Raw genomic sequence first — 24640 nt, 5'->3', positions numbered from 1 at the left:
ACTTGATGGGTTGGGAGATCTGGGCCCGGCGCGCACGCGCGTCCGCGCAGACTCCTCAGCCATCTTAGGTTCGCACTGGAGCCACCCGCACATCACCGCTGATCGAACCGCCTCGACCATCGAGGAACGGTGAGCCGGACTGATAGCCGGTCGCACGGGAGGAGAAGAGGAGCACATGACGGACGTACTGATCGACCGCCCGGAGCTCGAGGGCCTCGGCGTCTACGAGTTCGGCTGGTCCGACTCCGACGCCGCCGGCGCATCAGCCCGCCGGGGTCTCTCGGAGAACGTGGTCGCGGACATCTCGCGACTGAAGGACGAGCCCGAATGGATGCTCAAGCGCCGACTGCGCGCGCTGCAGCTGTTCGACCGCAAGCCGATGCCCTCGTGGGGCGCCGACCTGTCGGAGATCGACTTCGAGAACATCAAGTACTTCGTCCGCTCGACGGAGAAGCAGGCCCAGACCTGGGAGGACCTGCCCGAGGACATCCGCAACACGTACGAACGGCTCGGCATCCCCGAGGCGGAGCGCCAGCGCCTCGTCGCCGGCGTCGCCGCGCAGTACGAGTCCGAGGTGGTGTACCACCAGATCCGCGAGGACCTGGAGGAGCAGGGCGTCATCTTCCTCGACACGGACACCGCGCTCAAGGAGCACCCCGAGATCTTCGAGGAGTACTTCGGCACCGTGATCCCGGCCGGCGACAACAAGTTCGCCGCGCTCAACACCGCCGTCTGGTCGGGCGGTTCGTTCGTCTACGTCCCGAAGGGCGTGCACGTCGAGATCCCCCTGCAGGCCTACTTCCGGATCAACACCGAGAACATGGGGCAGTTCGAGCGGACGCTGATCATCGCGGACGAAGACAGCTACGTCCACTACATCGAGGGCTGCACGGCCCCGATCTACAAGTCGGACTCGCTGCACTCGGCCGTCGTCGAGATCATCGTGAAGAAGAACGCGCGCGTGCGCTACACGACGATCCAGAACTGGTCGAACAACGTCTACAACCTCGTCACCAAGCGCGCGGTCGCGCACGAGGGCGCCACCATGGAGTGGATCGACGGCAACATCGGCTCGAAGGTCACGATGAAGTACCCGTCGATCTTCTTGATGGGCGAGCACGCCAAGGGCGAGACCCTGTCGGTCGCCTTCGCGGGCCCCGGCCAGCATCAGGACGCCGGCGCGAAGATGATCCACATGGCGCCGTACACGCAGTCGTCGATCGTCTCGAAGTCGATCGCGCGCGGTGGCGGTCGTGCCGGCTACCGCGGCGAGGTCCGCGTCGACGCGAACGCGCACCACTCGGCCAACACCGTCCGCTGCGACGCGCTCCTGGTCGACACCATCTCCCGCTCCGACACCTACCCGGCGATCGACATCCGCGTCGACGACGTGCAGCTCGGCCACGAGGCGACCGTCTCGAAGGTCAGCGAGGAGCAGCTCTTCTACCTCATGTCCCGCGGTCTGCCGGAGGACGAGGCGATGGCGATGATCGTGCGCGGCTTCATCGAGCCGATCGCCCGCGAACTGCCCATGGAGTACGCGATGGAACTCAACAAGCTCATCGAGATGGGCATGGAAGGATCGGTGGGCTGAGAGTGACCGCCGCTACGCAGAGCACAGCCATGCCCACCGCCGAGCAGCACGGCATCCGTGCGCACTCGGACGGCGCCGGCGCGACGGTGCCCGTCCAGACCCGCTCCGAGCGGTTCCGCTCGGCCGACGTCGCCGACTTCGCTCCCGTCACGGGCCGCGAGCACGAGTGGAAGCTCTCTCCGGTCGCGGCGTTCGCCGACCTCACCGGCGGCGAGCTCGACGGATCGCGCACGCCGCTCGAGACGGTGGACGCCGCGGGCATCGAGGTGTCCTGGGTGTCGCGCGACGACGCCCGAATCGGCACCGCGGGCCTGCCCGAGGACCGAGGCTCGGCGAACGCCTGGTCGAGCTTCCAGGAGGCGCTCCTCATCCGCGTGACGGGCGAGGACGACAAGGCCGCGACCGTGACCCGGACGGCGCTCGGCACCGCGCCTCGGGGCGCGCACACGCTCATCGAGGCCGCGCCGAACAGCCGTGGGCTCGTCGTGCTCGGCGGTTCGGGCGACGCGCGCCTCGCGGAGAACGTCGAGATCCTCGTCGGCGAAGGCGCGAACCTCACCGTCGTCTCGCTCCAGGAGTGGACCGACGACTCGGTGCACCTGGCGAGCCACTTCGCCCGCGTCGGCCGCGATGCGAAGCTCAAGCACATCGTCGTGTCGCTCGGCGGCAAGGTCGTCCGGGTGAACCCGTCGACGCACCTCGCGGAGCAGGGCGGCGATGTCGAGGCGCTCGGCCTGTACTTCTCCGACGCGGGGCAGCACCTCGAGCAGCAGGTGTACGTCCACCACGACGCCCCCCACACCCGCTCGCGCGTGACCTACAAGGGCGCGCTCCAGGGCGAGGGTGCGCGCACGGTCTGGATCGGCGACGTGCTCATCGGCAACGCCGCGGTCGGCACCGACAGCTACGAGCAGAACCGCAACCTCGTGCTCACCGACGGCACGCGTGCCGACTCGGTGCCGAACCTCGAGATCGAGACCGGCGACATCGAGGGCGCCGGCCACGCGTCGGCGACCGGTCGGTTCGACGACGAGCAGCTCTTCTACCTCATGGCGCGCGGCATCCGCGAGGACGAGGCCCGCCGCCTCGTCGTGCGCGGCTTCCTCACGGAGATCGTGCAGCAGATCGGTGCGCCCGAGCTCGAGGAGCACCTCATCGCCGCACTCGAAGCCGAACTCCAGGGGAGCTGACGTGGCATCCGTTCGCGTGTGCGGGATCGACGAGCTCGTCGAGAACCAGGCATCGAAGTTCGTGCTCGACGGCGTCGCGATCGCGGTCGTGAAGGACTCCGCCGGTGACGTGTTCGCCATCGGCGACGTGTGCACGCACGGCGACATCTCGCTCTCCGAGGGCTTCGTCGAGGACGACACGCTCGAGTGCTGGGCCCACGGGTCGAAGTTCTCGCTGCACACCGGCAAGCCCCTCACCCTCCCGGCCTACGAGCCGGTTCCCGTCTACCAGGTCAGCATCGAGGGCGGCGACGTCCTGATCGACCCCGCGGTCACCCTGGCCGTCTGACCGACCCACTGCTCGGGCCGCACCGCGGCCGACATCCGATCGAAGGAATTCAACACCTCATGTCCGTGCTCGAGATCAAGAACCTGCACGTCAACGTCGAGACCGACCAGGGCACCCGCGAGATCCTCCGCGGCGTCGACCTGGTGATCAACGAGGGCGAGATCCACGCCATCATGGGCCCGAACGGCTCCGGCAAGTCGACCCTCGCCTACACGATCGCCGGTCACCCCAAGTACACCGTGGTCGACGGCGAGATCCTGCTCGACGGCGAGAACGTCCTCGAGATGTCCGTCGACGAGCGTGCCCGCGCCGGCCTCTTCCTCGCGATGCAGTACCCGGTGGAGATCCCCGGCGTCACCGTCACGAACTTCCTCCGCACCGCGAAGACCGCGATCGACGGCGAGGCGCCGGCGATCCGCACGTGGCTGAAGGACGTCCGCGGCGCGATGAGCGACCTCAAGATGGACCCGGCGTTCGCCGAGCGCAACGTCAACGAGGGCTTCTCGGGCGGCGAGAAGAAGCGCAACGAGATCCTCCAGCTCGAGCTGCTCAAGCCGAAGTTCGCCGTGCTCGACGAGACCGACTCGGGCCTCGACGTCGACGCCCTGAAGGTCGTCTCGGAGGGTGTCAACCGCGCCCACCAAGCGAACGGCCTCGGCATCCTGCTGATCACGCACTACACGCGCATCCTGCGCTACATCAAGCCGGACTTCGTGCACGTCTTCGTCGCCGGCCGCATCGCCGAGCAGGGCGGCCCCGAGCTCGCCGACCGCCTCGAGGAAGAGGGCTACGACCGCTACCAGGTCGCGGAGTCCGCGGTCGCCGAGGCCGTCGCCGAGTAATCGGCGCGTAGACTCAGGACATGGTCACCTCACTCGCGCCGGAGAAGTTCGACGAGGTCACCGAGGCGCTCAAGGACGTCGTCGACCCCGAACTCGGGGTCAACGTCGTCGACCTCGGCCTCATCTACGACCTCGGCTGGGACGACGAGCACGACGCGCTGGTCATCCACATGACGCTCACGAGCGCCGGATGCCCCCTCACCGACGTGCTCGAAGAGCAGACCGCCGAGGCGCTCGACGGCGTCGTCGACCAGTTCCGGATCAACTGGGTCTGGATGCCCCCGTGGGGCCCGGAGCGCATCACCGACGACGGTCGCGACATGATGCGCGCGCTCGGCTTCGCGATCTGATCGCGAACCCGGGATGACTTCCGGCGCGAGCCGCGACGCCTACACGCACGGGCACCACGAGAGCGTCGTGCGCACCCATGCGCGACGGGACGTTGCGAACTCCGCGGCGTATCTCGTGCCGCACCTCACGCCGGGGACGCGCGTCCTCGACGTCGGGTCGGGTCCGGGATCGATCACGATCGACCTCGGCCGGCACGTGCCCGGCGGCTCGGTGCTCGGCGTCGACGCCTCGGCGGAGATCGTCGACGCCGCACGCGAGCTGGCCGCAGACGCCGGCGTCGACGGCGTCGCCTTCGCGGTCGGCGACGCGTATGCGCTCGAACATCCCGACGATTCCTTCGACGTCGTGCACGCGCACCAGGTGCTGCAGCACCTCGCACGACCGGTCGACGCGCTGCGCGAGTGGCGACGTGTGCTGAAGCCCGGTGGCATCCTCGCGGTGCGCGAGGTCGACTACGGCGGGATCATCTGGAATCCGGCCGCGGGCCTCGAGGACTGGCTCGAGCTCTACCAGGCGGTGCACCGCTGGAATGGCGGCGAACCCGACGCGGGTCGGCGCCTGACCGGGTGGGTGCGGGAGGCCGGATTCACGGACCTCGACGGGAGCGCGTCGTCCTGGCTGTACGCGTCGGCGGCCGAGCGCGCGTGGTGGGGCGCCGCGTGGGCCGACCGGGCGACGCAGTCGCAGTTCGCGACGCACGCCCTCGATTCCGGTCTCGCGACACCGGATCGGCTGCAGCGCGTCGCGGATGCATGGACCGCCTGGGTCGCCGACCCCGACGGCTGGTTCCTGATGCCGCACGGCGAGGTCGTCGCCCGGGGGTGACCCACCGACGCGGTGCGCGGCTGACGGGACGCGCCGCGCGCCTCACCGCATGCGCGTGATCCGGGCGGCATCCGACGGATCGGTCGCGCAGGTCACCAGTCGTCGTCGGAATCGATTCCGTCGGCACCGGGTTCCGCGTGAGTCGGGGCATCCCGTACGACGGTTCCGTCGTCGAGCTCGGCGATCGGGCGCCCTTCGAGCCAGGTGAGCGTCCAGTGGCGGCCGTCGCCGCCGTCGCCACGCGCCTCCTCGACACGCTCCTGTTCGACAGCGGCGATCCGCGGTCGCAGCGAGTCGGGCACCGACCGCGGCGGCTCGGCGCCGAACGCCCAGCGGGTCCCGAGCTGCATCAGGCGTCCATCTCGTAGGTGACCCAGTCCGTCCGACGTGCGAGCGAGTCGTAGAGTGCGCGGGCCGACTCGTTGCCCTCCGCCGTGATCCAGCTCACGCTGCCGCCGCCGAGCTCGCCCGAGCGGTCGTGCACATGCTCGATGAGCGCGCGGGCGACGCCGTCGCGGCGGTGCTCCTCCGCGACGTACAGGTCGTCGAGGTAGCAGCCGGTCGTTCCGCTCAGCGTGTCCGGAACGGCTCGGTAGTGCGCGAGGCCGATCGGTGCGCCTTCGGCGTCGACGGCCAGGACCGCGTGGAGCGGGTTCGCCTCGTCGCGCAGCCAGTTCCAGACGATGAGCGCCTTCGCGTCGTCGAGCTCCTTCTCGTAGAACGTGCAGTACGCCGCGAACAGCGGCAGCCAGCCGAAGAAGTCGTCGTCGGCCGCAGGCCGGATCTCATAGGTCATTCGTTTCCCCCTAGGTCGGTCGTGTCGAGCACGCCCTCGGTCGATCGTGCCGAGCACGCCCTCAGTCGGTCGTCTCGAGCACGACCTCGGACACCGCGAGCTCCTCGCCCTCCGCGAAGGCGAGCTCGGTGATGCGCCCCACCGCGCGAAGGTCACCTGCTGCGGACTCGAGCAGTCGGACGGCGTCCGACGGCCCGGTGATCGTCGCACGGGCGACGACGGTCTTCTGCGACACCTTGGCGTCGGTCTTCGCACGACGGATGCCGGTGAGCGCGAGGCCCGTGAGTTCGAGGAGCTCGGCGCCGGCGTCGCCTCGCGCGGCGAGCTCGTCGGACGTCGGCCAGGCGGCGGTGTGCACGCTGTCGGCGTTCGTCCAGCTCCACGCCTCCTCGGTCGCGAAGGGGATCACCGGTGCGAACAGGCGCAGCAGCACGCTGAGCGCGGACTTGAGGGCGGCGACGGCGGAGGCCTGCGCCGGGGAGGGCTCGCCGTAGGCGCGCTCCTTCACGAGCTCGAGGTAGTCGTCGCAGAAGGTCCAGAAGAACGTCTCGGCGACTTCGAGGGCGCGGGCGTGGTCGTACGCGTCGAGCGCGCGGGTCGCCTGGTCGACGACGGTCGCGAGCGCGGCCAGCATGCTGCGGTCGACGGCCTCGGTGACCGGGGCATCCGCCGCGCCCTCGAAGCCGAGGATGAACTTGGCCGCGTTGAGCACCTTGATCGCGAGCCGACGGCCGATCTTCACCTGGGTGGGGTTCTGCGGGTCGAACGCGGCATCCGTGCCGAGGCGGCTCGAGGCCGCCCAGTAGCGCACGGCGTCCGAGCCGTGCTGTTCGAGGAGCCCGGCCGGAGTCACGACGTTGCCCTTCGACTTCGACATCTTCTTGCGGTCGGGGTCGACGATGAAGCCGGAGATCGCGGCGTTCGCCCAGGGGGCCACGCCGTGCTCGAGCTCGGCGCGCAGCGTGGTGGAGAAGAGCCAGGTGCGGATGATGTCCTGGCCCTGCGGGCGCAGCGAGTACGGGAAGACGAGGTCGAAGAGCTCGGGGTCGCGCTCCCAACCGCCCGCGAGCTGCGGGGTCAGCGAGCTGGTCGCCCAGGTGTCCATGACGTCGTGCTCGCCGATGAAGCCGCCGGCGACACCGCGCTGCGACTCGTCGAACCCGGGAGCAGCGGCCGACGACGGGTCGACCGGCAGCAGGTCGCGGGTCGCGACGATCGGCGCGTCGAACACCGGGTTGCCGTCGGCGTCGAGGGGGTACCAGACCGGGATCGGCACGCCGAAGAAGCGCTGGCGCGAGATCAGCCAGTCGCCCGAGAGGCCGCCGACCCAGTTCTCGTAGCGCACGCGCATGAAGTCGGGGTGCCACGACATCTCGCGGCCGCGGGAGAGGAGACGCTCGCGGAGCTGCTCGTCGCGTGCGCCGTTGACGACGTACCACTGGCGGGTCGAGACGATCTCGAGCGGGCGGTCGCCCTTCTCGAAGAACTTCACCGGGTGCGTGATCGCCTTCGGGTCGGCGAGCAGTTCACCGGACTCGCGCAGGAGCTCCACGACCGCCTGCTTCGCCGAGAACACGGTCTTGCCCGCGAGCTGGGCGAACGCGGCGCGCCCGGCATCGGTGGTGATGGCCTCGGGGGCGTCGGCGACGATGCGTCCGTCGAAGCCGACGATCGCACGGTTCGGGAGGTCGAGCTCGCGCCACCACACGACGTCGGTCACGTCGCCGAAGGTGCAGATCATCGCGATGCCGGTGCCCTTGTCCTTCTGGGCGAGGTGGTGCGCGACGACGGGCACCTCCACGCCGAACACGGGCGTGGTCACGGTGGTGCCGAACAGCGGCTGGTAGCGCTCGTCGTCGGGGTGCGCGACGAGGGCGACGCACGCGGGCAGCAGCTCGGGCCGGCTGGTCTCGATCTCGATGTCGCCGCCGGGCGTGCCGTCGGCTGCGGCGGGGCGGTGGAACGCGATGCGGTGGTAGTGGCCGGGCTGCTCGCGGTCCTCGAGCTCGGCCTGCGCGACGGCCGTGCGGAACGTGACGTCCCACAGGGTCGGTGCGAGCGCCTGGTACGCCTCGCCGCGTTCGACGTTGCGGATGAACGCGAGCTGCGACGTGAACAGCGCCTCGTCGGCGATGGTGCGGTAGGTCTGGGTCCAGTCGACCGAGAGGCCGAGCGTGCGCCACAGCTCCTCGAACTGCTGCTCGTCCTCGACGGTGAGGCGCTCGCACAGCTCGATGAAGTTGCGCCGCGAGATCGGAACCTGGTCGGCCGCCTTCGTGCTCTTGCCGTCGCCGCCCTCGAACGGCGGGGTGAAGTCGGGGTCGTAGGCGAGCGTCGGGTCGCAGCGGACGCCGTAGTAGTTCTGCACGCGTCGCTCGGTCGGCAGGCCGTTGTCGTCCCAGCCCATCGGGTAGAACACGCTGCGGCCGCGCATGCGCTGGAAGCGCGCGGCGACGTCGGTGTGCGTGTACGAGAAGACGTGGCCGATGTGCAGCGAGCCGGAGGCCGTCGGCGGGGGCGTGTCGATCGAGTAGATCGCATCGCGGGTCGCGGTGGTGCGGTCGAACCGGTAGGTGCCGTCCTGTTCCCAGGTGCCGCCCCACTTGCCCTCGAGGCCCTCGAGGGCCGGCTTGTCGGGGATGCGCGAGGTGTCGGTCATGATGCTCCGGTTCGGTATGTGCGGCACCGAGTCGTTGGGGTGCCTGAGTATGCGACGCTCCAGCCTACCCGCTGGGTGTGTCGCACAGGGCATCGGCCGGTGCCGGCGGGCGGCAGGTCGCGGCGCCGGTCGCGGATTCCGTTCCGGCGCCGGCGTCGGCGGTGCTACCGGGGCAGGCGCGGCGAATCGCGGATCAGCGACCGCGTGTACTCGTGCGAAGGCGCCCCGAACACGGCCTCGGTCGCCCCGCGCTCGACGATGCGTCCGTGCCGCATGACCGCGAGCTCGTCGCTCATGTGGCGCACCACGCCGAGGTCGTGCGAGATCACGAGCAGGGCGAGGCCGCGCTCGCGCTGGAGTTCGTCGAGCAGGTCGAGCACCCGGGCCTGCACGGTGACGTCGAGCGAGGACACCGGTTCGTCGCAGATCAGGATCTCGGGTCGCGCCGCGAGGGCGCGGGCGATCGCGACCCGCTGACGCTGGCCGCCCGACAGCTCGAGCGGATGCCGCGACGCGGTGCCCGCCGCGAGGTGCACCTGCGCGAGCAGGTCGTCGACGGCGGCCCGGTCGGACGCGGCGCCGCCGGCCGCGAGCGCGTCCCGCAGGATGCGGTCGACGCCCCAGCGCGGATCGAACGATCCGTAGGGGTCCTGCTGGATCGCACCAATGCGCCGCCGGTCGGGACGGCGGTCGCGCTCGGGCAGCGGATTCCACGGCGCCCCGTCGAGCCGCACCGCGCCCGCGTCCGGTCGTTCGAGGGCGAGCAGCAGCCTCGCGAGCGTGGTCTTGCCCGACCCCGACTCGCCGACCAGGCCGAGGGTGCGCCCGCGGTGCAGGTCGAGGTCGACGTCGTCGACCGCGACCGTGGCGCCGCCGCGCGTCGTGAACGCCTTCACGAGGCCCCGCGCGTCGAGGACGGGCGCGTCGGCGAGTACGCGATCGGATGCGTCGGCGCGGTGTTCGGGAGAAGCGCCGCGTGCATTCGGTGCATCCGGTGCACGCGACGTGCCCAGCAGCGGCACCCCGCGCGGGACGTCGGTCGGCACGGCGGCGACGAGTTCGTGGGTGCAGGGGTGCTGCGGTGCCGCCAGCACGGCGCCGGCCGGCCCGGACTCGACCGCCGATCCGTCGGCGATCACCACGATCCGGTCGGCGATGCGGGACACGACCGCGAGGTCGTGGCTGATGAGGAGGACGCCGGCACCACGGTCTGCGGTGTCGCGGAGCAGGTCGAGCACTCGCACCTGCACGCCGACGTCGAGGGCCGTGGTGGGCTCGTCGGCGATGATCAGCGGAGGGTCGAGGGCGATGGCGGCCGCGATGAGCGCCCGCTGGCGCATGCCGCCCGAGAGTTCGCCCGACCGCCGGTCGATCGTGAGGGCCGGGTGCGGCATGCCGACCGAGTCGAGCAGTTCGAGCACGCGTCGGCGCGCCGCGGCCGGTCGGAGCCCGCGGTGGAGGCGCAGGGCGTCGCCGATCTCGCGACCGATCGGGCGGAGGGGGTCGAGGGAGACGAGCGCGTCCTGGAGGACGAGGCCGGCCTTCGCCCCCCGCAGACGCCGCCACGTGCGTGCCGACGCCGTGCGCACGTCGATGCCGTCGAGTTCGAGGCGGTCGGCCGCGACCTGTGCGCCGGGCCCGGCGAGGCCGAGCGCCGCCCGTGCGGTCACGCTCTTGCCCGATCCGGATTCGCCGACGAGCGCGACGATCTCGCCGCGCCCCACCGTCAGGTCGATCCCGTGGACGACCTCGGCGCGGTCGGCGCCGGTCCCGAAGGCGACGCGCAGGCCCTCGATCACGAGCGCCGGTGCGGCGGCGCCGTCGGGCAGCGCACGGGCCGGGGGAGCGGCATCCGTCATCGTCGTCTCCCGTCACGTGCCGTCAGCGCGCGGCCGAGGACGGTGGTCGCGAGCGTGGTGAGCACGATCATGAGGCCGGGGAAGACGGTCAACCACCATGCCGTGGTGATGTAGGTGCGCCCGGCCGAGAGCATCGCACCCCACTCCGCGGCGGGCGGCTGGGCGCCGAGTCCCAGGTAGCTGAGCGACGACGCCCACACCACCGCCTGGCCGATGCCGAGGGTCGCGAGGGCCGCGACGGGCACCAGTGCGTTCGGGAGCACGTGCCGTACGACGATGCGGAATCCGCCGTGTCCGAGCAGTCGCGCGGCCTCGACGTAGCCCGAGTCGCGGATCGAGAGCAGTTCGCCGCGGATGATCCGCGCGTAGCCCGGCGCCGTCGACAACCCGACGGCGATGGTCGCGGTCACCGGGCCCGGGCCCCACAGCACGATGACCAGCAGGGCGAGCAGGAGCCCCGGGAACGCGAACAGCACCTCGTTCACCCGGCCGACGACGAAATCGACGACCCGGCCGCCGAGTGCCGCGAGCATGCCCAGCGCCAGCCCGAGGGCGAGGCCGATCGCGGTCGCGGTGACGCCGATGAGCAGCGACGCGCCCGTGCCCTCGACGGTGCGGCTGTAGACGTCGCGGCCGGATTCGTCGGTACCGAACCAGTGCGCCGCCGACGGCGGGGAGAACGCGTCGCGTGGTGCGATGGCGTTCGGATCGGCCGTCTGCAGGAGGCCGGGTGCGACGCAGGCGATGAGGAGGAAGAGCGCGAAGGCGCCCGCGAGGACCGTCCCGACGCGCGGCCGACGCCACCGTCCGCCCGGCGTGCGCGGCGCGGCCGCCGCGTCGGTGCCGGCGGCCCGGCTCCGGAGCTCGACATCGCTCATGCGCGGCTCCGCTCGCGTCGCAGCCGCGGGTCGGCGACGCCGGAGATCGCGTCGGTGACGACCGTCATCACCACGTACACGACCGCGACGACCAGGACCACCCCGACGACGACGGGCACATCGCGCAGTTCGGTGGCCCGCAGGAGGGTCCGACCGAGGCCCGGCCTGGCGAAGATCGTCTCGACCACGACGGCGCCGGAGATCAGGTAGCCGACCGCCCACCCCGAGAGGTTGACGGCCGGGAGCACGGCGTGGCGCAGCGCGTGGCGGAGGCGGATGCCCGCCCCCGTCTCGCCGCGGGCCAGCGCCGACACCGTGAACGGCTGCTCGAGCGCGTCGAGCAGGTGTTCGCGCATGAGCTGCGCGAGGAATCCGGCGAGCGGCACCGCGAGCGTGACGACGGGCAGGACCAGCCCGGCCGCGGTGTCGTCGGCCACCGGAGGCAACCATCCGAGCGACGTCGAGAACACCGCGATGAGCACGGTCGCGAGCCAGAAATGGGGGAGCGCGGCGGCCGTGAGCTCGACCGCTCCCGAGACCGAGCGCGCCACCCGACCGGGCGCCGACGCCCACAACGCCAGGCCGACCGCGATGAGCCACGCGAGCGCGAGCGCCAGCACCGCGAGGGTGAGCGTGCCGATGAGCTGGCCGCCGATGAGCTCGGCGACCGGCACCTTCAGCGAGTACGAGTCGCCGAGGTCACCCGACAGCAGGCGCCCGAGCATGGCGAGGTACTGCACCACAAGGGGCTGGTCGAGCCCGTAGTCGGCGCGCACGCGGTCGAGCGCTTCCTGCGACGCCTGCGAACCCGGCCCGCCGAGGATCGCCTGCGCGGGATCGCCGGGAACGAGGTGGATGGCGAAGAAGGTCAGCGTCGCGACCGCCCACAGCACGAACACCGCACCGCCGAGGCGGACGAGGAACGTGCGGAGCGGCCGCGACGCGCGTCGCACCCTGTCAGCCCGCGAGGGTCGCGTCGGCGAACCAGAGCGTCGACACCGTCGGCATGGCGCGGATGCCCTCGACCTCGGGGGCGTGCAGGAAGTGGTTCTGCTGGTCGTAGAGCGGCAGGGCGTAGAACCCGCCGAGGATCAGCTCCTGCGCCTGCAGGTACAGGGCGGCGCGGGCATCGGCATCCGACTCGGAGGCCGCCGTCGTCAGCAGCGTGTCCAGCTCCGGGTCCGAGAGTTGCGCGAGGTTCGCGAAGTACCCGCTCGGCGCCGGCACGATGCTGTCGCTGTGGTAGAGGATCCGCAGCACGTCGGGGCCGATCTTCGTGTAGGGCGCGCTCACCACCTCGTACTCGTTCGCGAACAGTGCGCCGTACCAGCCCGACAGGTCGAGCGGCTCGATGCGGACATCGAAGCCCGCGGCGCCGGCCGTCGCCTGCACCTGCTCGAACAGGGACTGCTCGGCGGGGATCGACTGGTTCGTCGACACCGGGAAGCGCACGACGAGCGGCACGCCGGCCTTCGAGCGGACGCCGTCGGCGCCGCGCTCCGTCCAGCCCGCCTCGTCGAGCAATGCGTTCGCCGCGTCGAGGTCCGTCTCGAACAGCGCGTCGTCGGAGTAGGCGGTCGGCTCGACACTCGAGAGCACCGAGTACGAGCGCTGGGCGGTGCCGAAGAACAGGCTGTCGATGCCGTCGTTCACGTCGACGGCTCGGATGAACGCCTCGCGCACGCGCTCGTCGTCGAACGGCGCCTGGCCGGAGTTCAGCTCGAGCCGGTTCGAGGCGCCCGGACGCGGGGCGTCGATCTCGACGAGCGTGCCGGTGTCCTCGGCCTGCGCCAGCGTGTCGGGCTGGGCGTTGTCGATCACGTCGACCTCGCCGGCCTGGAGCGCGGCGTACCGCGACGCGGCATCCGGGATGAACCGCCACTCGATGCCGTCGAGCAGCGCGGCGCCGTCGCGCCCGCGATCGGCGGGCCCACCGGTGTAGTCGTCGTTGCGCACGAGCGAGATGTGGTCCTGCGGCACCCACTCGTCGACGACGAACGGCCCGGTGCCGATCGGCGCCTGGCAGTTCTCCTCCATGCCGCGGGCGATGCCGGCGGGCGACTGGATCGCGGTCCACGGCTGCGCGAGCGACTCGAGCAGGGCGCTGTCGGGGGCCGACAGGTGGAACCGGACGACCGTGTCGGAGACGACCTCGACCTCGGCGACCTTGCCGACCGCGAGGTACCCGGTCGAGGACTGGGTCTCGGGGTCCTGCAGGTGCTCGACGTTGACCTTCACGGCCTCGGCGTCGAACGGCGTCCCGTCGGTGAACTCGACGTCGTCGCGGAGCGTGAAGTCCCAGGTGAGGCCGTCGTCGCTCACGGTCCACTCGGTCGCGAGCCACGGGATGACCTCCCGGTCGTCGTCGAGTGAGACGAGCGACTCGAGGTACTGCCCGGCGATGAGCGCCTGCGGGTAGTTGCCGCCGACGTGCGGGTCGAGGCAGGTGGGTTCGCCGTCGCCCGACGCGTAGACGAGCGTGCCGCCCGCCTCGGCGGACGACGTCGACTCGGCCGGGCCGGTCGTGCACGCCGCGAGGGCGGCGAGCAGGACGCCGGCGGATGCCGCGCCGACGGCGCGGAGCGAGCGACGTGCGCGGAGCGAGCGTGGGGTTCGTGCGGAGCGCGGGGCAGCCATGTTCGGAGTGACTCCATCGGTGGGGTGGGATCGGACCGGTTTCCGTACTCAGTCCATAATGATCCTATGACGGATTCCGGGCTCCGCGGCACGACGGGGCGGCCGCGAGGCGGTCGCCCCCGCGCGTCGTCCCGCCGCACCCTCGAAGACGCCGCCACCGAGCTGTTCCTCGAGCAGGGGTACGCGCAGACCACGATCGACCAGATCGCCCAGCACGCCGGCGTCGGACGCAACACCTTCTTCAACTACTTCTCCGCAAAGCGCGACCTGCTCTGGGTCGACGCCGACGAGACCCTCGGCGCCCTGCCCGACGTCCTCGCCGACATCCCGACCGAGCTCCCGCCCAGCGCCGCGCTCGAGCACGCCATGACCGCCCTCGCCGCGAGGCATCCCCGCGCCGCCGTACCGCTCGCACTCAGCCAGCGCGAGCCGATGGCGACCCAGGAGGAGTTCCTCGCCGCCGGCCTCCCGCGATTCCTCGCGGTCGCCGCCGCGCTCGCCGAGTTCCTCGCCGCACGCGCTCCGGCCGGGGTCGAGCCGCTCGTCGTGCGCGCCGCCGCGAACGCGACGCTGGCCGCCGCCGCGACGGGAGCGGCCGCATGGGGGCTCTCGGGGGTGGAGCGGGGCGATCTCGCCGACGACGTCCATCGCTCCGTCGCCCCGGTCGTCGCCGGGTTCGCGCCGCTGCTCGACGCGATCCCACCGGCCGGTACACTGGATGCCAACGACCGCGATCCGGCCATCACCGGGGAGTCTTCGGAAGAACGCGATCTGAGGCGACGGGCTCACGGGCCCGGGGCATCCGATCGCCGGTAGAACCGAACGGGGCCGGCCCGTCACAGCCGAAGAACAAGGGGCCCAGGGTGCGAGCCAGGGGCAAGCGAGGTGGTACCGCGACGCGGCTCAGGGAGTCGTCGCCGTCCTCGTACCGGAACCGTCCCCGCAAGGAGCGAGCGTGTACCCGCGCACCCCAGACGACCACGGCGTGGTCCCCTCACCGGACTTCCCGGCGATCGAAGAGCAGGTCCTCGGCCACTGGAAGGCCGACGGCACCTTCCAGGCGTCCATCGACCAGCGCGAGGGCGCGCCCGAGTGGGTCTTCTACGACGGCCCGCCGTTCGCGAACGGCCTCCCGCACTACGGCCACCTGCTCACCGGCTATGCGAAGGACCTGTTCCCGCGGTACCAGACCATGCGCGGCAAGCAGGTGCACCGCCGCTTCGGCTGGGACACGCACGGCCTGCCCGCCGAGCTCGAGGCCGAGCGGCAGCTCGGCATCACCGACAAGAGCGAGATCGAGCAGATGGGCATCGCGGCCTTCAACCAGGCCGCACGCGACGCCGTGCTCCGCTACACCGCGGAGTGGCAGGAGTACGTCACCCGCCAGGCCCGCTGGGTCGACTTCGAGAACGACTACAAGACGCTCGACGTGACCTTCATGGAGTCGGTCATCTGGGCGTTCAAGACCCTCCACGACAAGGGCCTCGCGTACGAGGGCCACCGCGTGCTGCCGTACTGCTGGCGCGACCAGACGCCGCTGTCGAACCACGAGCTGCGCATGGACGACGACGTCTACAAGATGCGGCAGGACCAGACCGTCACCGTGACCTTCCCGCTCACCGGGGCGAAGGCCGAGTCGCTCGGACTCACCGCCGTTCGCGCGCTGGCGTGGACGACGACCCCGTGGACGCTGCCGACCAACTTCCTCCTCGCCGTCGGCCCCGACATCGAGTACGCGGTGGTGCCCGCGGGCCCGAACGGCACGCCCGACGCGACCGTGCTGCGCGAGCAGGTCGCCGGCGAGGCATCCGACACCGAGGTGCTGGGCGGCGAGTACCTGCTCGCGTCGGCGCTCGTGGGCTCGTACGCCAAGGAGCTCGGCTACGAGTCGGCGGGCGACGCGCAGGCTGCGATCTCGCGGACGGTCCGCGGCGCGGATCTCGCCGGCGTCGCCTACGACCGCCTGTTCGACTACTACGCGGATGTCGACGCGTTCGGCCTGCAGCAGGCGTGGCGCATCGTGGTCGCCGACTACGTCACCACCGAGGACGGCACCGGCATCGTGCACCAGGCTCCCGCCTACGGCGAGGAGGACCAGAAGGTCGGCGAGGCGAACGGTGTCCCCGTGATCCTCTCGCTCGACGACTCGGGCCGCTTCCTCCCCGAGGTCACCGACGTCGCCGGGCTCCTGTGGAGCGACGCGAACAAGCCCCTGACCCAGCTGCTGAAGGCCGAGGGGCGCCTGCTGCGCCAGGCGAGCTACGAGCACTCCTACCCGCACTGCTGGCGCTGCCGGAACCCGCTGATCTACAAGGCCGTGTCGAGCTGGTTCGTGCGCGTGCCCGAGTTCCGCGACCGCATGGAGCAGCTCAACGACGACATCACCTGGGTGCCCGAGAACGTCAAGTACGGGCAGTTCGGCAAGTGGGTCGGCAACGCCCGCGACTGGTCGATCAGCCGCAACCGCTACTTCGGCTCGCCGATCCCGGTGTGGAAGAGCGACGACCCCGAGTACCCGCGCGTCGACGTGTACGGCTCGCTCGAGGACATCGAGCGCGACTTCGGCCGGCTGCCCCTGAACGGCGCGGGTGAACCCGATCTGCACCGTCCGTACATCGACGACCTCACCCGGCCCAATCCCGACGACCCGACCGGGAAGTCGACCATGCGGCGCATCCCGGACGTGCTCGACGTGTGGTTCGACTCCGGCTCGATGCCGTTCGCGCAGGTGCACTACCCGTTCGAGAACCGTGAGTGGTTCGACACGCACCACCCGTCGGACTTCATCGTCGAGTACATCGGCCAGACGCGCGGATGGTTCTACGTCATGCACGTGCTGTCGACCGCGCTGTTCGACCGGCCGGCGTACCGCAACGTCGTCAGCCACGGCATCGTGCTCGGCAGCGACGGGCAGAAGATGTCGAAGTCGCTGCGGAACTACCCCGACGTGAACGAGGTGTTCGACCGCGACGGCTCCGATGCGATGCGCTGGTTCCTGATGTCGAGCCCGGTGCTGCGCGGCGGCAACCTGATCGTGACTGAAGAGGGCATCCGCGAGGGCGTCCGCCAGGTGATGCTGCCGCTGTGGAGCACGTGGTACTTCTTCTCGCTGTACGCCAACACGGCGCGCGACGGCGGGTACGAGGCGAAGCGCTCGACCGCGTCGACCGACGTGCTCGACCGGTACCTGCTCGCGAAGCTGCGCGACCTCGTCGAATCCGTCACGGCCGACCTCGACGTGTTCGACTCGACGCTCGCCGCGCAGAAGCTGCGCGACTTCGCCGACGTGCTCACCAACTGGTACGTGCGCCGTTCGCGCGACCGGTTCTGGACCGGCGTCGACGACGAAGGCGCGAACGCCGAGGCCTTCGACACGCTGTACACGGTGCTCGAGACGTTCACCCGGCTCGCGGCGCCTCTGCTGCCGCTCGTCACCGAGAAGGTGTGGCGCGGGCTCACGGGCGGCCGCAGCGTGCACCTCGCCGGCTGGCCCGAGGCCTCGGAGTTCCCCGAGGACCACGCCCTGGTCGCCGCGATGGACGCCGTCCGCGACATCTCGAGCACCTCGCTGGCCCTGCGCAAGCAGGCCGGTCGCCGGGTGCGTCTTCCGTTGGCGTCGCTCACCGTCGTGGCATCGGATGCCTCGGCACTCGCGCCGTTCGAGGCGATCCTGCGCGACGAGCTCAACGTGAAGGCCGTCGAGTTGGTGCCGCTCGAGGAGGGCAGCGCCGAGCGGTTCGGCGTGACCAAGCGCCTGACCGTGAACGCGCGCGCCGCGGGCCCGCGCCTGGGCAAGCAGGTGCAGCAGGCGATCCAGGCGGCGCGCTCGGGGGACTGGTCGCTCGACGGCGACGTCGTCGTCGCGGGCGGCATCGCGCTCGAGCCCTCCGAGTACGACCTCGTGCTCGAGGCCGGCGCCGGCGACGGCGAGCGCGCCCTCGGGCTCCTCGCCGACGGCGGGTTCGTGATCCTCGACACTGCGACGACCCCCGAGCTCGAGGCCGAAGGCCTCGCGCGCGACGTCGTGCGCGCGGTGCAGGAGGCGCGGAAGGCCGCGGGCCTCGAGGTCGGCGACCGGATCCGGCTCGGCCTCACGCTCGATGCCGCAGGCGTCGCTGCGGTCGACGCGCACCGCGACCTGATCGCGGGCGAGACCCTCGCGACGGAGCTCGACGTGGCGGTGCTCGACGTGACGGCACCGGCCGACCCGGCGGGCGACTCCGCCGCCAAGCCCGTGGGCGACGGTTCGTCGCTCCTCGTGACGCTGGAGGCCGTGTGACCGACGAGTTCCCCGAGGACGACGCCGCGGCTCGCGACGCCGCCGACGCCGTGTACGCGGCCCTGCTCGATCGTGTCGGCGAGCAGTCGCCCGAGCCGCGGCTCGACGCGACCCGGCGCGCGGTCGAGCTGCTCGGCGATCCGCACCGCGCGGCCCCGGTCATCCACCTCACGGGGACGAACGGCAAGACCACGACGGCGCGGATCATCGAGAGCCTGCTGCGCGCCGGAGGCCTGCGCACCGGGCTCATGACGAGCCCGCACCTCGAACGCTTCACCGAGCGCATCCGGGTCGACGGCGAGTCGGTCGCCGATGCCGACGTCGCACGCATCTGGTCGGAGATCGAGCCGTACGTCCAGCTCGTGGACGCCGAGCTCGAGGCCGCGGGCGACGCGCCGCTGACCTTCTTCGAGGCGCTGACGGTGCTCGCGTTCGCCGTGTTCGCGGACGCCCCGGTCGACGTGGTCGTGCTCGAGGTCGGCATGGGCGGCGAGTGGGACTCCACGAACGTCGCCGACGGGCAGGTCGCCGTGTTCACGCCGATCGCACTCGACCACGTCGCACGGCTCGGCCGCACCGTCGAGGAGATCACGCGCACGAAGGCGGGCATCATCAAGCCCGGGGCCGCGGTGGTCACCGCGTTCCAGGCCCCCGAGTCCCTCGGCGTGCTCGCGGAGGTCGCCGCCGCGAACGACGCGACCCTCGCGGTCGAGGGCGGCGGATTCGCGGTGCTCGACAGCCAGGTCGCCGTCGGCGGCCAGCTGATCTCGGTGCGGGGTCTCGCGGGGGAGTACCGCGACCTCGCGCTGCCGCTCTTCGGCCGGCACCAGGCCGACAACGCCGCCCTCGCGATCGCCGCGGTCGAGTCGTTCCTCGGCGGCGGCACCGTCCGCCTGGCCGACGACGTCGTGCAGGCAGGTCTCGCGGATGCGACCTCGCCCGGGCGCCTCCAGCGCGTGGGCAGCGAGCCGACGATCATCGTGGACGCCGCCCACAACCCTCACGGCGCGCAGTCGCTCGTCGCCTCGCTCGGCGAGTACTTCGACTTCGAGGAGCTCGTCATCGTGCTCGGCGTGCTCGCCGACAAGGACGCCGCCGGCATCGCACGCGAGCTCGCGGCGACCGGCGCTACGTTCCTGGTCACCCAGGGCGAGTCCGACCGGGCGGTCCCGGCCCACGAGCTCGCGGCGATCGTCGCGTCGGTCGCCGGGCCGGAGCGCGTCCAGGTCGTCGACCGCCTCGAGGAGGCCCTCGAGACGGCTCGCGACTGGGCCGGCGCAGAGACGGGTCGCGGCGTCGTCGTGACCGGTTCGATCACGCTGGTCGGCGAGACGATCGCGTACGCCGGCGACCGCGGTTGGGGGCACGCATGAGCGCGGTGCCCCCCGCCGCCGGCTTCTCGGGCGGACCGGGCGAGCCCGACGTCCCCGGCGGTGCCGATCGGGCATCCGACGGACGCGCACCCCGTTCGGTGCGGCGCAGCCTCGCGACGATCGTGCTCGGTTTCGAGCTCATCGTCGTGTTCCTCGCCGCCCTCGTGCTGTGGGGCCTGGCCGTCGACGGCGACACGCCGTTCGGCCTGCCGCGCTGGAGCATCCTCGCCGTGGGCGGTGCGATCATCGTGCTGATGCTCGTCGACATCGCCGCGCTGCTGCGCTACGACTGGGCGATCGGCCTCGGGTGGGGCATCCACGTGCTCATCCTGGCCGCCGGATTCATCAACCCCGCGCTGTTCTTCGTCGGTGCGCTCTTCGGCGGCATCTGGGCGTACGCGATGATCACCGGTGCCCGCATCGACCGACAGAAGGCCGCGTTCGCGGCCGGGAAGGAAACGCCATGACCACCCCCATCGAGGAGACCCTCGTCCTCGTGAAGCCCGACGGCGTCGCACGCAACCTCACCGGCGAGATCCTCCGCCGCATCGAGGCCAAGGGCTACTCGCTCGTCGACATCCGCCTCGTGCAGGCCGACCGCGAGCTGCTCGCGAAGCACTACGCGGAGCACGAGGGCAAGCCGTTCTACGAGCCGCTCGTCGAGTTCATGGAGTCCGGCCCGGTCGTGGCGATCCGCGTCGCGGGCAACCGCGTGATCGAGGGATTCCGCGTGCTCGCGGGCGCCACCGACCCGACGACCGCCGCGCCCGGCACCATCCGGGGCGACTTCGGCCGCGACTGGGGCCTCAAGGTGCAGCAGAACCTCGTGCACGGCTCCGACTCGGTCGAGTCGGCCGAGCGGGAACTCGCGCTCTGGTTCGCCTGAACCGCTCCCCGCACCGCGGGTGACCACGAAGGGCCCGACGATGTCGGGCCCTTCGTGGTTCCGTGCTTCACCTCGCCGCCGACCGCGGAGCGACCGCCGTGCGACGACGCGGCAGCTCAGCCGAAGAGGTTCTGCAGGTCGAGCATCACCCGCGGGATCGCGTTCATCTGCGCCTGCGCCAGCAGGATCACCACGAGGTAGCAGACCACGGTGATCAGCGGGATCCATCCGAACCACGCACCCGCGAGTCGTTGCACCCGCGCGCTCGACGGGATGCGCCCCTCGCGGAGGTTGTCGAGCGTCACCGCCCAGAAGGTCGGGATCGTCACGGCCCAGGTGAGCATGCACCACGGGCAGAGCACGTCGAGGACGTAGATGCTCTGGTAGATCAGCCAGCCGACGAAGACGAGCGCACCGGCGACGCCCACGTTGAACCCGATCCAGATCCAGCGCGGGAACTCCACGCGGCTGATCAGCGCGACGGCGATCGTGATCACCACGGGCCACGCCATCATGCCGAGGAACGGGTTCGGGAAGCCGAACACCGAACCCTGCCACGATTCGAGGTTCGTGCTGCACCCGACCAGGACGCCGACGTTGCACGACGGGACGTGCTCGGGGTCGCTCAGGGTGAGCACCTTCTCGACCGAGAGCTCGTACGCGGCGAGGAGCCCGAGGACCCCCGCGACCAGCAGGAAGACGCCGAGACCGCGCTTGGAGGCGGGTTGGGGAGTGTCGGGCATGGTCGGATTATGGCACGGCCGGAATGGCGGATCCGGTGAGTGCGGCCCGGTCGTGCGATAATCGAGGGAGTCGTCCGGGCCGCGCCCGGCACGGCGCCAACGAAGGCTTTTGAGGATGCCCCGCATCCGCACCGGCGGTGAACGCACCGCGAAGAGGGAAGCGACCCGGCCGACAGCCGGGCGCTCACGAGAAGTTCGGCGGGACCGCGCCACGCGCGGAACCGCTCCGAGGAGTACCGGAGACCGATGGCGCGGCCGTCGTGGACCGGCATAGGAGTGCACCAGAGATGGTGGAAGGCAACGACCAGAACAACAACGAGGCAGGCGGCGAGAAGCCGCAGCGACGTCGCGGTGGCCTGTTCGGCGGCCGCCGCGGTCGCGGACGGCACCTGACGGCGCCCGACCGGATCAGCACCGAGCCGGCGCCCGGCGCGGAGGAGCCCGCAGCGACCCCGATCACGGCGGACGCGACCCCGGTGGATGCGACCCCGGCGGGCACCGCGGCGGCGCCCGGCACCGGGCAGCAGCTCGCGGCGGCCGGTACGCCCGAGGCGGCCGTCGACGCGGCGTCGGAGGCATCCGTTCCCGCAGCGGTATCCGAGGAGGTCGACGGCATGCCCGCGGCGGCATCCGCCTCCGATCCGGCGTCGGACGCGGTCGATGAGGCGGCGACGCCCGCGGCCCCCGAGTTCGAGCCGATCCCGCAGGGGCTCACCACGACGTCGCTCATCTTCCGGGCGCCGCCCGTCCTGAAGGTCGTCGAGGCGCCCGAGGGCGAGGAACGCGACGACCGCGCCGATCGCGACGAGCCGTCGACCAGCGTGCGCCGCCGCAGCCGTCGTCGCAGCGGTGAGGAGGCACGCGGTGCCGCCGACGACCCCGCGAACACGGTCGTGCGGGTGCGCAAGCCCCGCGAACCCGAGCTGATCACCGAGCCGCAGAAGGTCAAGGGCTCGACGCGACTCGAAGCGAAGAAGCAGCGTCGCCGCGACGGTCGCGACGCCGGCCGCCGGCGCACGATCATCACCGAGTCCGAGTTCCTCGCCCGCCGCGAGTCGGTCGACCGGCAGATGGTGGTGCGTCAGAAGGGCGGCCGCATCCAGATCGGCGTCCTCGAGGACGACGTGCTCGTCGAGCACTACGTCGCCCGCAACCAGGACGCGTCGCTCATCGGCAACGTCTACCTGGGTCGCGTGCAGAACGTGCTGCCCAGCATGGAGGCTGCGTTCGTCGACATCGGCCGTGGCCGCAACGCCGTGCTCTACTCGGGCGAGGTCGACTGGGACGCCGCCGCCGAGAACGGCGAGAAGAACCAGCCGCGCCGCATCGAACTCGCGCTCAAGCCCGGCGACCGGGTGCTCGTCCAGGTCACGAAGGACCCGGTCGGCCACAAGGGCGCACGCCTCACCAGCCAGGTCTCGCTGCCGGGCCGCTACCTCGTGTACGTGCCGAACGGATCGATGAACGGCATCAGCCGCAAGCTGCCGGACACCGAGCGCGCCCGCCTCAAGAAGATCCTCAAGGAGGTGCTCCCCGAGAACGTCGGCGTCATCGTGCGCACGGCGGCCGAGGGCGCCACCGAGGAGCAGCTCACGCTCGACGTGAACCGCCTGACCTCGCAGTGGGCCGACATCTCGGCGCAGCTCGAGAAGGCGCAGGCGCCGGCGCTGCTCCACTCCGAGCCCGACCTGCTCGTGAAGATCGTCCGCGACGTCTTCAACGAGGACTTCCAGAAGATGATCATCGAGGGCGACGAGGCGCGCCAGACGATCGAGCGGTACCTCCGCGGCGTCGCGCCCGACCTGCTCGAGCGGGTCGAGGCGTACACGGGCGAGCGCGACTCGTTCGACGAGTTCCGCATCTCGGAGCAGATCGAGAAGGCGCTCGACCGGAAGGTCTGGCTGCCGTCGGGCGGCTCGCTCATCATCGACCGCACCGAGGCGATGACGGTCGTCGACGTGAACACCGGCAAGTTCGTCGGCTCGGGCGGCAATCTCGAGGAGACGGTCACCAAGAACAACCTCGAGGCCGCCGAGGAGATCGTGCGCCAGCTCCGCCTGCGCGACATCGGCGGCATCATCGTCGTCGACTTCATCGACATGGTGCTCGAGTCCAACCGCGACCTCGTCCTGCGCCGTCTGGTGGAGTGCCTGAGCCGCGACCGGACGAAGCACCAGGTGGCCGAGGTCACCTCGCTCGGGCTCGTGCAGATGACCCGCAAGAAGCTCGGGTTGGGCCTCCTCGAGTCCTTCAGCGAGCCGTGCGAGGTCTGCGCGGGGCGCGGCATCATCGTGCACCACGAGCCGATCCTCCGGCACCGCCAGCAGCAGCCGCAGCCCGAGCGTCGTCGCAACCGCGGCGGCCAGCAGCAGCAGCCGCAGCGCGAGCAGCAGCCGCCGGCCGAGCACAAGCCGCACCCGGGTGCGCACGAGATCACCGAGGACGTGAAGCACGCGCTCGCGCAGATCGCCGCGTCCACGATCGCCGGACAGCACGCGGCCGCCGATGCCTCGCCGGCCTCGGAGTCCGCCGAAGCGGCAGTGCAGGCCGAGCGTCCCGCGGAGGCCTCGACGCGCAGCGGTCGCCGCGGTCGCCGTCGGGCGTCGCGCGGCGGGCAGTCGGTCGCCGTGGTCTCGCCGACCACCCGCGAGGGAGCCGACGAGGACCGAACGGATGCCCCGGCCGACGTGTCGCCGGTCTCCGCTCGGGCGGAGGTGCCCGAACCGGCTGAACCGGAGCGGACGGATGCGACGGACGTCATCGAGGCGCCCCCGGGCGCCGACGCCGTCGACGATGAGCAGGCCGAGCAGCAGCTCCCGCTGATCGACCTGCCCGACCTCCCCGACGTCGCCGAGCGTCGTCAGCCTCCGGTCGACGCGGACGCGCTGCTCGGTTCGGTGCTCGACGCGCTGCCCGCGCCGAAGCAGCCGGGCGAGGGCCGGAACCGCAGCCGTCGGGTGTCGACGTCCGCGGTGAGCGCCACCGGCGGAGCGCCCGTCATCGTCCGGGTCGACGGCGCCGCGCGCGAGTCCGGCGCGGCCGACGACGCTGACGACTCAGCGGGCGTCTGACCCGCTGCGGCGTTCCCGAGCGCTGATCCGCAGGCCGCTGCGGGCGAGGCGCCGGACGAGCTCCTTGGGTTCGACCGGCGTCGCGCCCGCGGCGACCAGCTCGTCGTAGCGCTCCGCCGGGACGTCGTAGTGGTCGAGATCGAACGCCCGCGGCGGGATTCCGGCGCGGTGCGCGAAGGCGTGCAGCTCATCGAGCGAGGCGTCGCTGACCAGGTGCGCCCAGAGCGTGCCGTGGTTCGGCCACATCGGCGTGTCGATCAGCACCGTCATGGGTGCGAGTCTAGGCAGCGGGGGAGTGCGACGCGCCGGCGGCGCGCGTTTGACCGTCC

Annotated in this window: 21 protein-coding genes; 12 read left to right on the top strand and 9 right to left on the bottom strand. The window is 71.4% G+C overall.

What is annotated here, in order from left to right:
• The first annotated feature begins 175 nt into the window (after positions 1–175).
• The 6 genes from sufB to ELQ40_RS09710 are packed head-to-tail and all read left to right on the top strand — an operon-like array spanning position 176 to position 5130.
• Positions 176–1594, top strand: a complete 1419-nt coding sequence (gene sufB, locus ELQ40_RS09735) for a Fe-S cluster assembly protein SufB (RefSeq protein ID WP_127793512.1) — start codon at positions 176–178, stop codon at positions 1592–1594.
• Between the two features lie 29 nt (positions 1595–1623).
• Positions 1624–2784, top strand: coding sequence for a Fe-S cluster assembly protein SufD (gene sufD / locus ELQ40_RS09730; protein ID WP_127793511.1), 1161 nt, complete (start codon positions 1624–1626; stop codon positions 2782–2784).
• Position 2785: 1 nt separating this feature from the next.
• Positions 2786–3112: a non-heme iron oxygenase ferredoxin subunit gene (locus ELQ40_RS09725; RefSeq protein WP_127793510.1), complete on the top strand. Its 327-nt coding sequence runs from the start codon at positions 2786–2788 to the stop codon at positions 3110–3112.
• 59 nt (positions 3113–3171) lie between these two features.
• Positions 3172–3954, top strand: coding sequence for a Fe-S cluster assembly ATPase SufC (gene sufC, locus ELQ40_RS09720; protein ID WP_127793509.1), 783 nt, complete (start codon positions 3172–3174; stop codon positions 3952–3954).
• Between the two features lie 20 nt (positions 3955–3974).
• On the top strand, positions 3975–4304 hold the full coding sequence (locus tag ELQ40_RS09715) for a metal-sulfur cluster assembly factor (RefSeq protein ID WP_127793508.1): 330 nt from the start codon (positions 3975–3977) through the stop codon (positions 4302–4304).
• Between the two features lie 13 nt (positions 4305–4317).
• Complete coding sequence (locus tag ELQ40_RS09710; protein WP_127793507.1) at positions 4318–5130, top strand: methyltransferase domain-containing protein; 813 nt, start codon at positions 4318–4320, stop codon at positions 5128–5130.
• Positions 5131–5222: 92 nt separating this feature from the next.
• On the opposite strand, the gene ELQ40_RS09705 is transcribed toward ELQ40_RS09710, so the two are convergent.
• The 7 genes from ELQ40_RS09705 to ELQ40_RS09675 all read right to left on the bottom strand — a co-directional run bounded on the left by ELQ40_RS09705 (position 5223) and on the right by ELQ40_RS09675 (position 13959).
• A complete protein-coding gene (locus tag ELQ40_RS09705) occupies positions 5223–5480 on the bottom strand; it encodes a hypothetical protein (RefSeq protein ID WP_127793506.1) in 258 nt (85 codons plus the stop codon).
• Positions 5480–5926 carry a GNAT family N-acetyltransferase gene (locus tag ELQ40_RS09700; protein ID WP_127793505.1) on the bottom strand — a complete coding sequence of 149 codons (447 nt, stop codon included), beginning with the start codon at positions 5924–5926 and terminating at the stop codon, positions 5480–5482. The genes ELQ40_RS09705 and ELQ40_RS09700 overlap by 1 nt, the downstream gene beginning before the upstream one ends.
• A gap of 61 nt (positions 5927–5987) precedes the next feature.
• Positions 5988–8585, bottom strand: a complete 2598-nt coding sequence (gene valS, locus ELQ40_RS09695) for a valine--tRNA ligase (RefSeq protein ID WP_127793504.1) — start codon at positions 8583–8585, stop codon at positions 5988–5990.
• 164 nt (positions 8586–8749) lie between these two features.
• On the bottom strand, positions 8750–10444 hold the full coding sequence (locus tag ELQ40_RS09690; protein ID WP_127793503.1) for an ABC transporter ATP-binding protein: 1695 nt from the start codon (positions 10442–10444) through the stop codon (positions 8750–8752).
• Positions 10441–11322, bottom strand: a complete 882-nt coding sequence (locus ELQ40_RS09685) for an ABC transporter permease (RefSeq protein WP_127793502.1) — start codon at positions 11320–11322, stop codon at positions 10441–10443. The genes ELQ40_RS09690 and ELQ40_RS09685 overlap by 4 nt, the downstream gene beginning before the upstream one ends.
• Positions 11319–12275 (bottom strand): ABC transporter permease, encoded by a 957-nt coding sequence (locus tag ELQ40_RS09680; RefSeq protein WP_127793501.1) that lies wholly within the window; start codon positions 12273–12275, stop codon positions 11319–11321. The genes ELQ40_RS09685 and ELQ40_RS09680 overlap by 4 nt, the downstream gene beginning before the upstream one ends.
• Before the next feature lie 4 nt (positions 12276–12279).
• A complete protein-coding gene (locus ELQ40_RS09675; protein ID WP_127793500.1) occupies positions 12280–13959 on the bottom strand; it encodes an ABC transporter substrate-binding protein in 1680 nt (559 codons plus the stop codon).
• A 66-nt stretch (positions 13960–14025) separates the two neighbouring features.
• Here ELQ40_RS09675 and ELQ40_RS09670 point away from each other — a divergent pair, with 66 nt between their 5' ends.
• The 5 genes from ELQ40_RS09670 (at position 14026) to ndk (ending at position 20497) form a co-directional block, all read left to right on the top strand.
• Positions 14026–14775, top strand: coding sequence for a TetR/AcrR family transcriptional regulator (locus ELQ40_RS09670; protein ID WP_127793499.1), 750 nt, complete (start codon positions 14026–14028; stop codon positions 14773–14775).
• A 139-nt stretch (positions 14776–14914) separates the two neighbouring features.
• Positions 14915–18238 (top strand): isoleucine--tRNA ligase, encoded by a 3324-nt coding sequence (ileS, locus tag ELQ40_RS09665; RefSeq protein ID WP_127793498.1) that lies wholly within the window; start codon positions 14915–14917, stop codon positions 18236–18238.
• On the top strand, positions 18235–19611 hold the full coding sequence (locus tag ELQ40_RS09660; protein WP_127793497.1) for a folylpolyglutamate synthase/dihydrofolate synthase family protein: 1377 nt from the start codon (positions 18235–18237) through the stop codon (positions 19609–19611). Before ileS ends, ELQ40_RS09660 begins: the two co-directional genes overlap by 4 nt.
• Complete coding sequence (locus ELQ40_RS09655; protein WP_127793496.1) at positions 19608–20078, top strand: DUF4233 domain-containing protein; 471 nt, start codon at positions 19608–19610, stop codon at positions 20076–20078. Before ELQ40_RS09660 ends, ELQ40_RS09655 begins: the two co-directional genes overlap by 4 nt.
• Complete coding sequence (ndk, locus tag ELQ40_RS09650) at positions 20075–20497, top strand: nucleoside-diphosphate kinase (protein ID WP_127793495.1); 423 nt, start codon at positions 20075–20077, stop codon at positions 20495–20497. The genes ELQ40_RS09655 and ndk overlap by 4 nt, the downstream gene beginning before the upstream one ends.
• A 116-nt stretch (positions 20498–20613) precedes the next feature.
• On the opposite strand, the gene ELQ40_RS09645 is transcribed toward ndk, so the two are convergent.
• Positions 20614–21240: a vitamin K epoxide reductase family protein gene (locus tag ELQ40_RS09645; protein ID WP_127793494.1), complete on the bottom strand. Its 627-nt coding sequence runs from the start codon at positions 21238–21240 to the stop codon at positions 20614–20616.
• A gap of 287 nt (positions 21241–21527) precedes the next feature.
• On the opposite strand from ELQ40_RS09645, the gene ELQ40_RS09640 reads away from it, so the two are divergent.
• A complete protein-coding gene (locus ELQ40_RS09640) occupies positions 21528–24311 on the top strand; it encodes an Rne/Rng family ribonuclease (protein WP_127793493.1) in 2784 nt (927 codons plus the stop codon).
• On the opposite strand, the gene ELQ40_RS09635 is transcribed toward ELQ40_RS09640, so the two are convergent.
• Entirely contained in the window at positions 24297–24581 is a 285-nt protein-coding gene (locus ELQ40_RS09635) for a DUF4031 domain-containing protein (protein WP_127793492.1), read from the bottom strand. The two genes, ELQ40_RS09640 and ELQ40_RS09635, sit on opposite strands and share 15 nt — an antisense overlap.
• Positions 24582–24640 lie beyond the last annotated feature (59 nt).

Origin of the sequence: Agromyces sp. LHK192 (genome assembly GCF_004006235.1) — a bacterium.
Classification (GTDB): domain Bacteria; phylum Actinomycetota; class Actinomycetes; order Actinomycetales; family Microbacteriaceae; genus Agromyces.
The sequence above is the reverse complement of the archived record's forward strand: the minus strand, read 5'-3'. Positions and strand labels throughout refer to the sequence as shown.

Coding starts and splice junctions, on each gene's coding strand:
- ELQ40_RS09700 (WP_127793505.1), bottom strand. CDS start 5,926: ATGACCTATGAGATCCGGCCTGCGGCCGACGACGACTTCTTCGGCTGG.
- ELQ40_RS09710 (WP_127793507.1), top strand. CDS start 4,318: ATGACTTCCGGCGCGAGCCGCGACGCCTACACGCACGGGCACCACGAG.
- ELQ40_RS09715 (WP_127793508.1), top strand. CDS start 3,975: ATGGTCACCTCACTCGCGCCGGAGAAGTTCGACGAGGTCACCGAGGCG.
- sufC (WP_127793509.1), top strand. CDS start 3,172: ATGTCCGTGCTCGAGATCAAGAACCTGCACGTCAACGTCGAGACCGAC.
- ELQ40_RS09685 (WP_127793502.1), bottom strand. CDS start 11,322: ATGAGCGATGTCGAGCTCCGGAGCCGGGCCGCCGGCACCGACGCGGCG.
- ndk (WP_127793495.1), top strand. CDS start 20,075: ATGACCACCCCCATCGAGGAGACCCTCGTCCTCGTGAAGCCCGACGGC.
- ELQ40_RS09690 (WP_127793503.1), bottom strand. CDS start 10,444: ATGACGGATGCCGCTCCCCCGGCCCGTGCGCTGCCCGACGGCGCCGCC.
- ELQ40_RS09670 (WP_127793499.1), top strand. CDS start 14,026: ATGACGGATTCCGGGCTCCGCGGCACGACGGGGCGGCCGCGAGGCGGT.
- sufD (WP_127793511.1), top strand. CDS start 1,624: ATGCCCACCGCCGAGCAGCACGGCATCCGTGCGCACTCGGACGGCGCC.
- ELQ40_RS09655 (WP_127793496.1), top strand. CDS start 19,608: ATGAGCGCGGTGCCCCCCGCCGCCGGCTTCTCGGGCGGACCGGGCGAG.
- valS (WP_127793504.1), bottom strand. CDS start 8,585: ATGACCGACACCTCGCGCATCCCCGACAAGCCGGCCCTCGAGGGCCTC.
- ELQ40_RS09705 (WP_127793506.1), bottom strand. CDS start 5,480: ATGCAGCTCGGGACCCGCTGGGCGTTCGGCGCCGAGCCGCCGCGGTCG.
- ELQ40_RS09675 (WP_127793500.1), bottom strand. CDS start 13,959: ATGGCTGCCCCGCGCTCCGCACGAACCCCACGCTCGCTCCGCGCACGT.
- ELQ40_RS09645 (WP_127793494.1), bottom strand. CDS start 21,240: ATGCCCGACACTCCCCAACCCGCCTCCAAGCGCGGTCTCGGCGTCTTC.
- sufB (WP_127793512.1), top strand. CDS start 176: ATGACGGACGTACTGATCGACCGCCCGGAGCTCGAGGGCCTCGGCGTC.
- ELQ40_RS09635 (WP_127793492.1), bottom strand. CDS start 24,581: ATGACGGTGCTGATCGACACGCCGATGTGGCCGAACCACGGCACGCTC.
- ELQ40_RS09640 (WP_127793493.1), top strand. CDS start 21,528: ATGGTGGAAGGCAACGACCAGAACAACAACGAGGCAGGCGGCGAGAAG.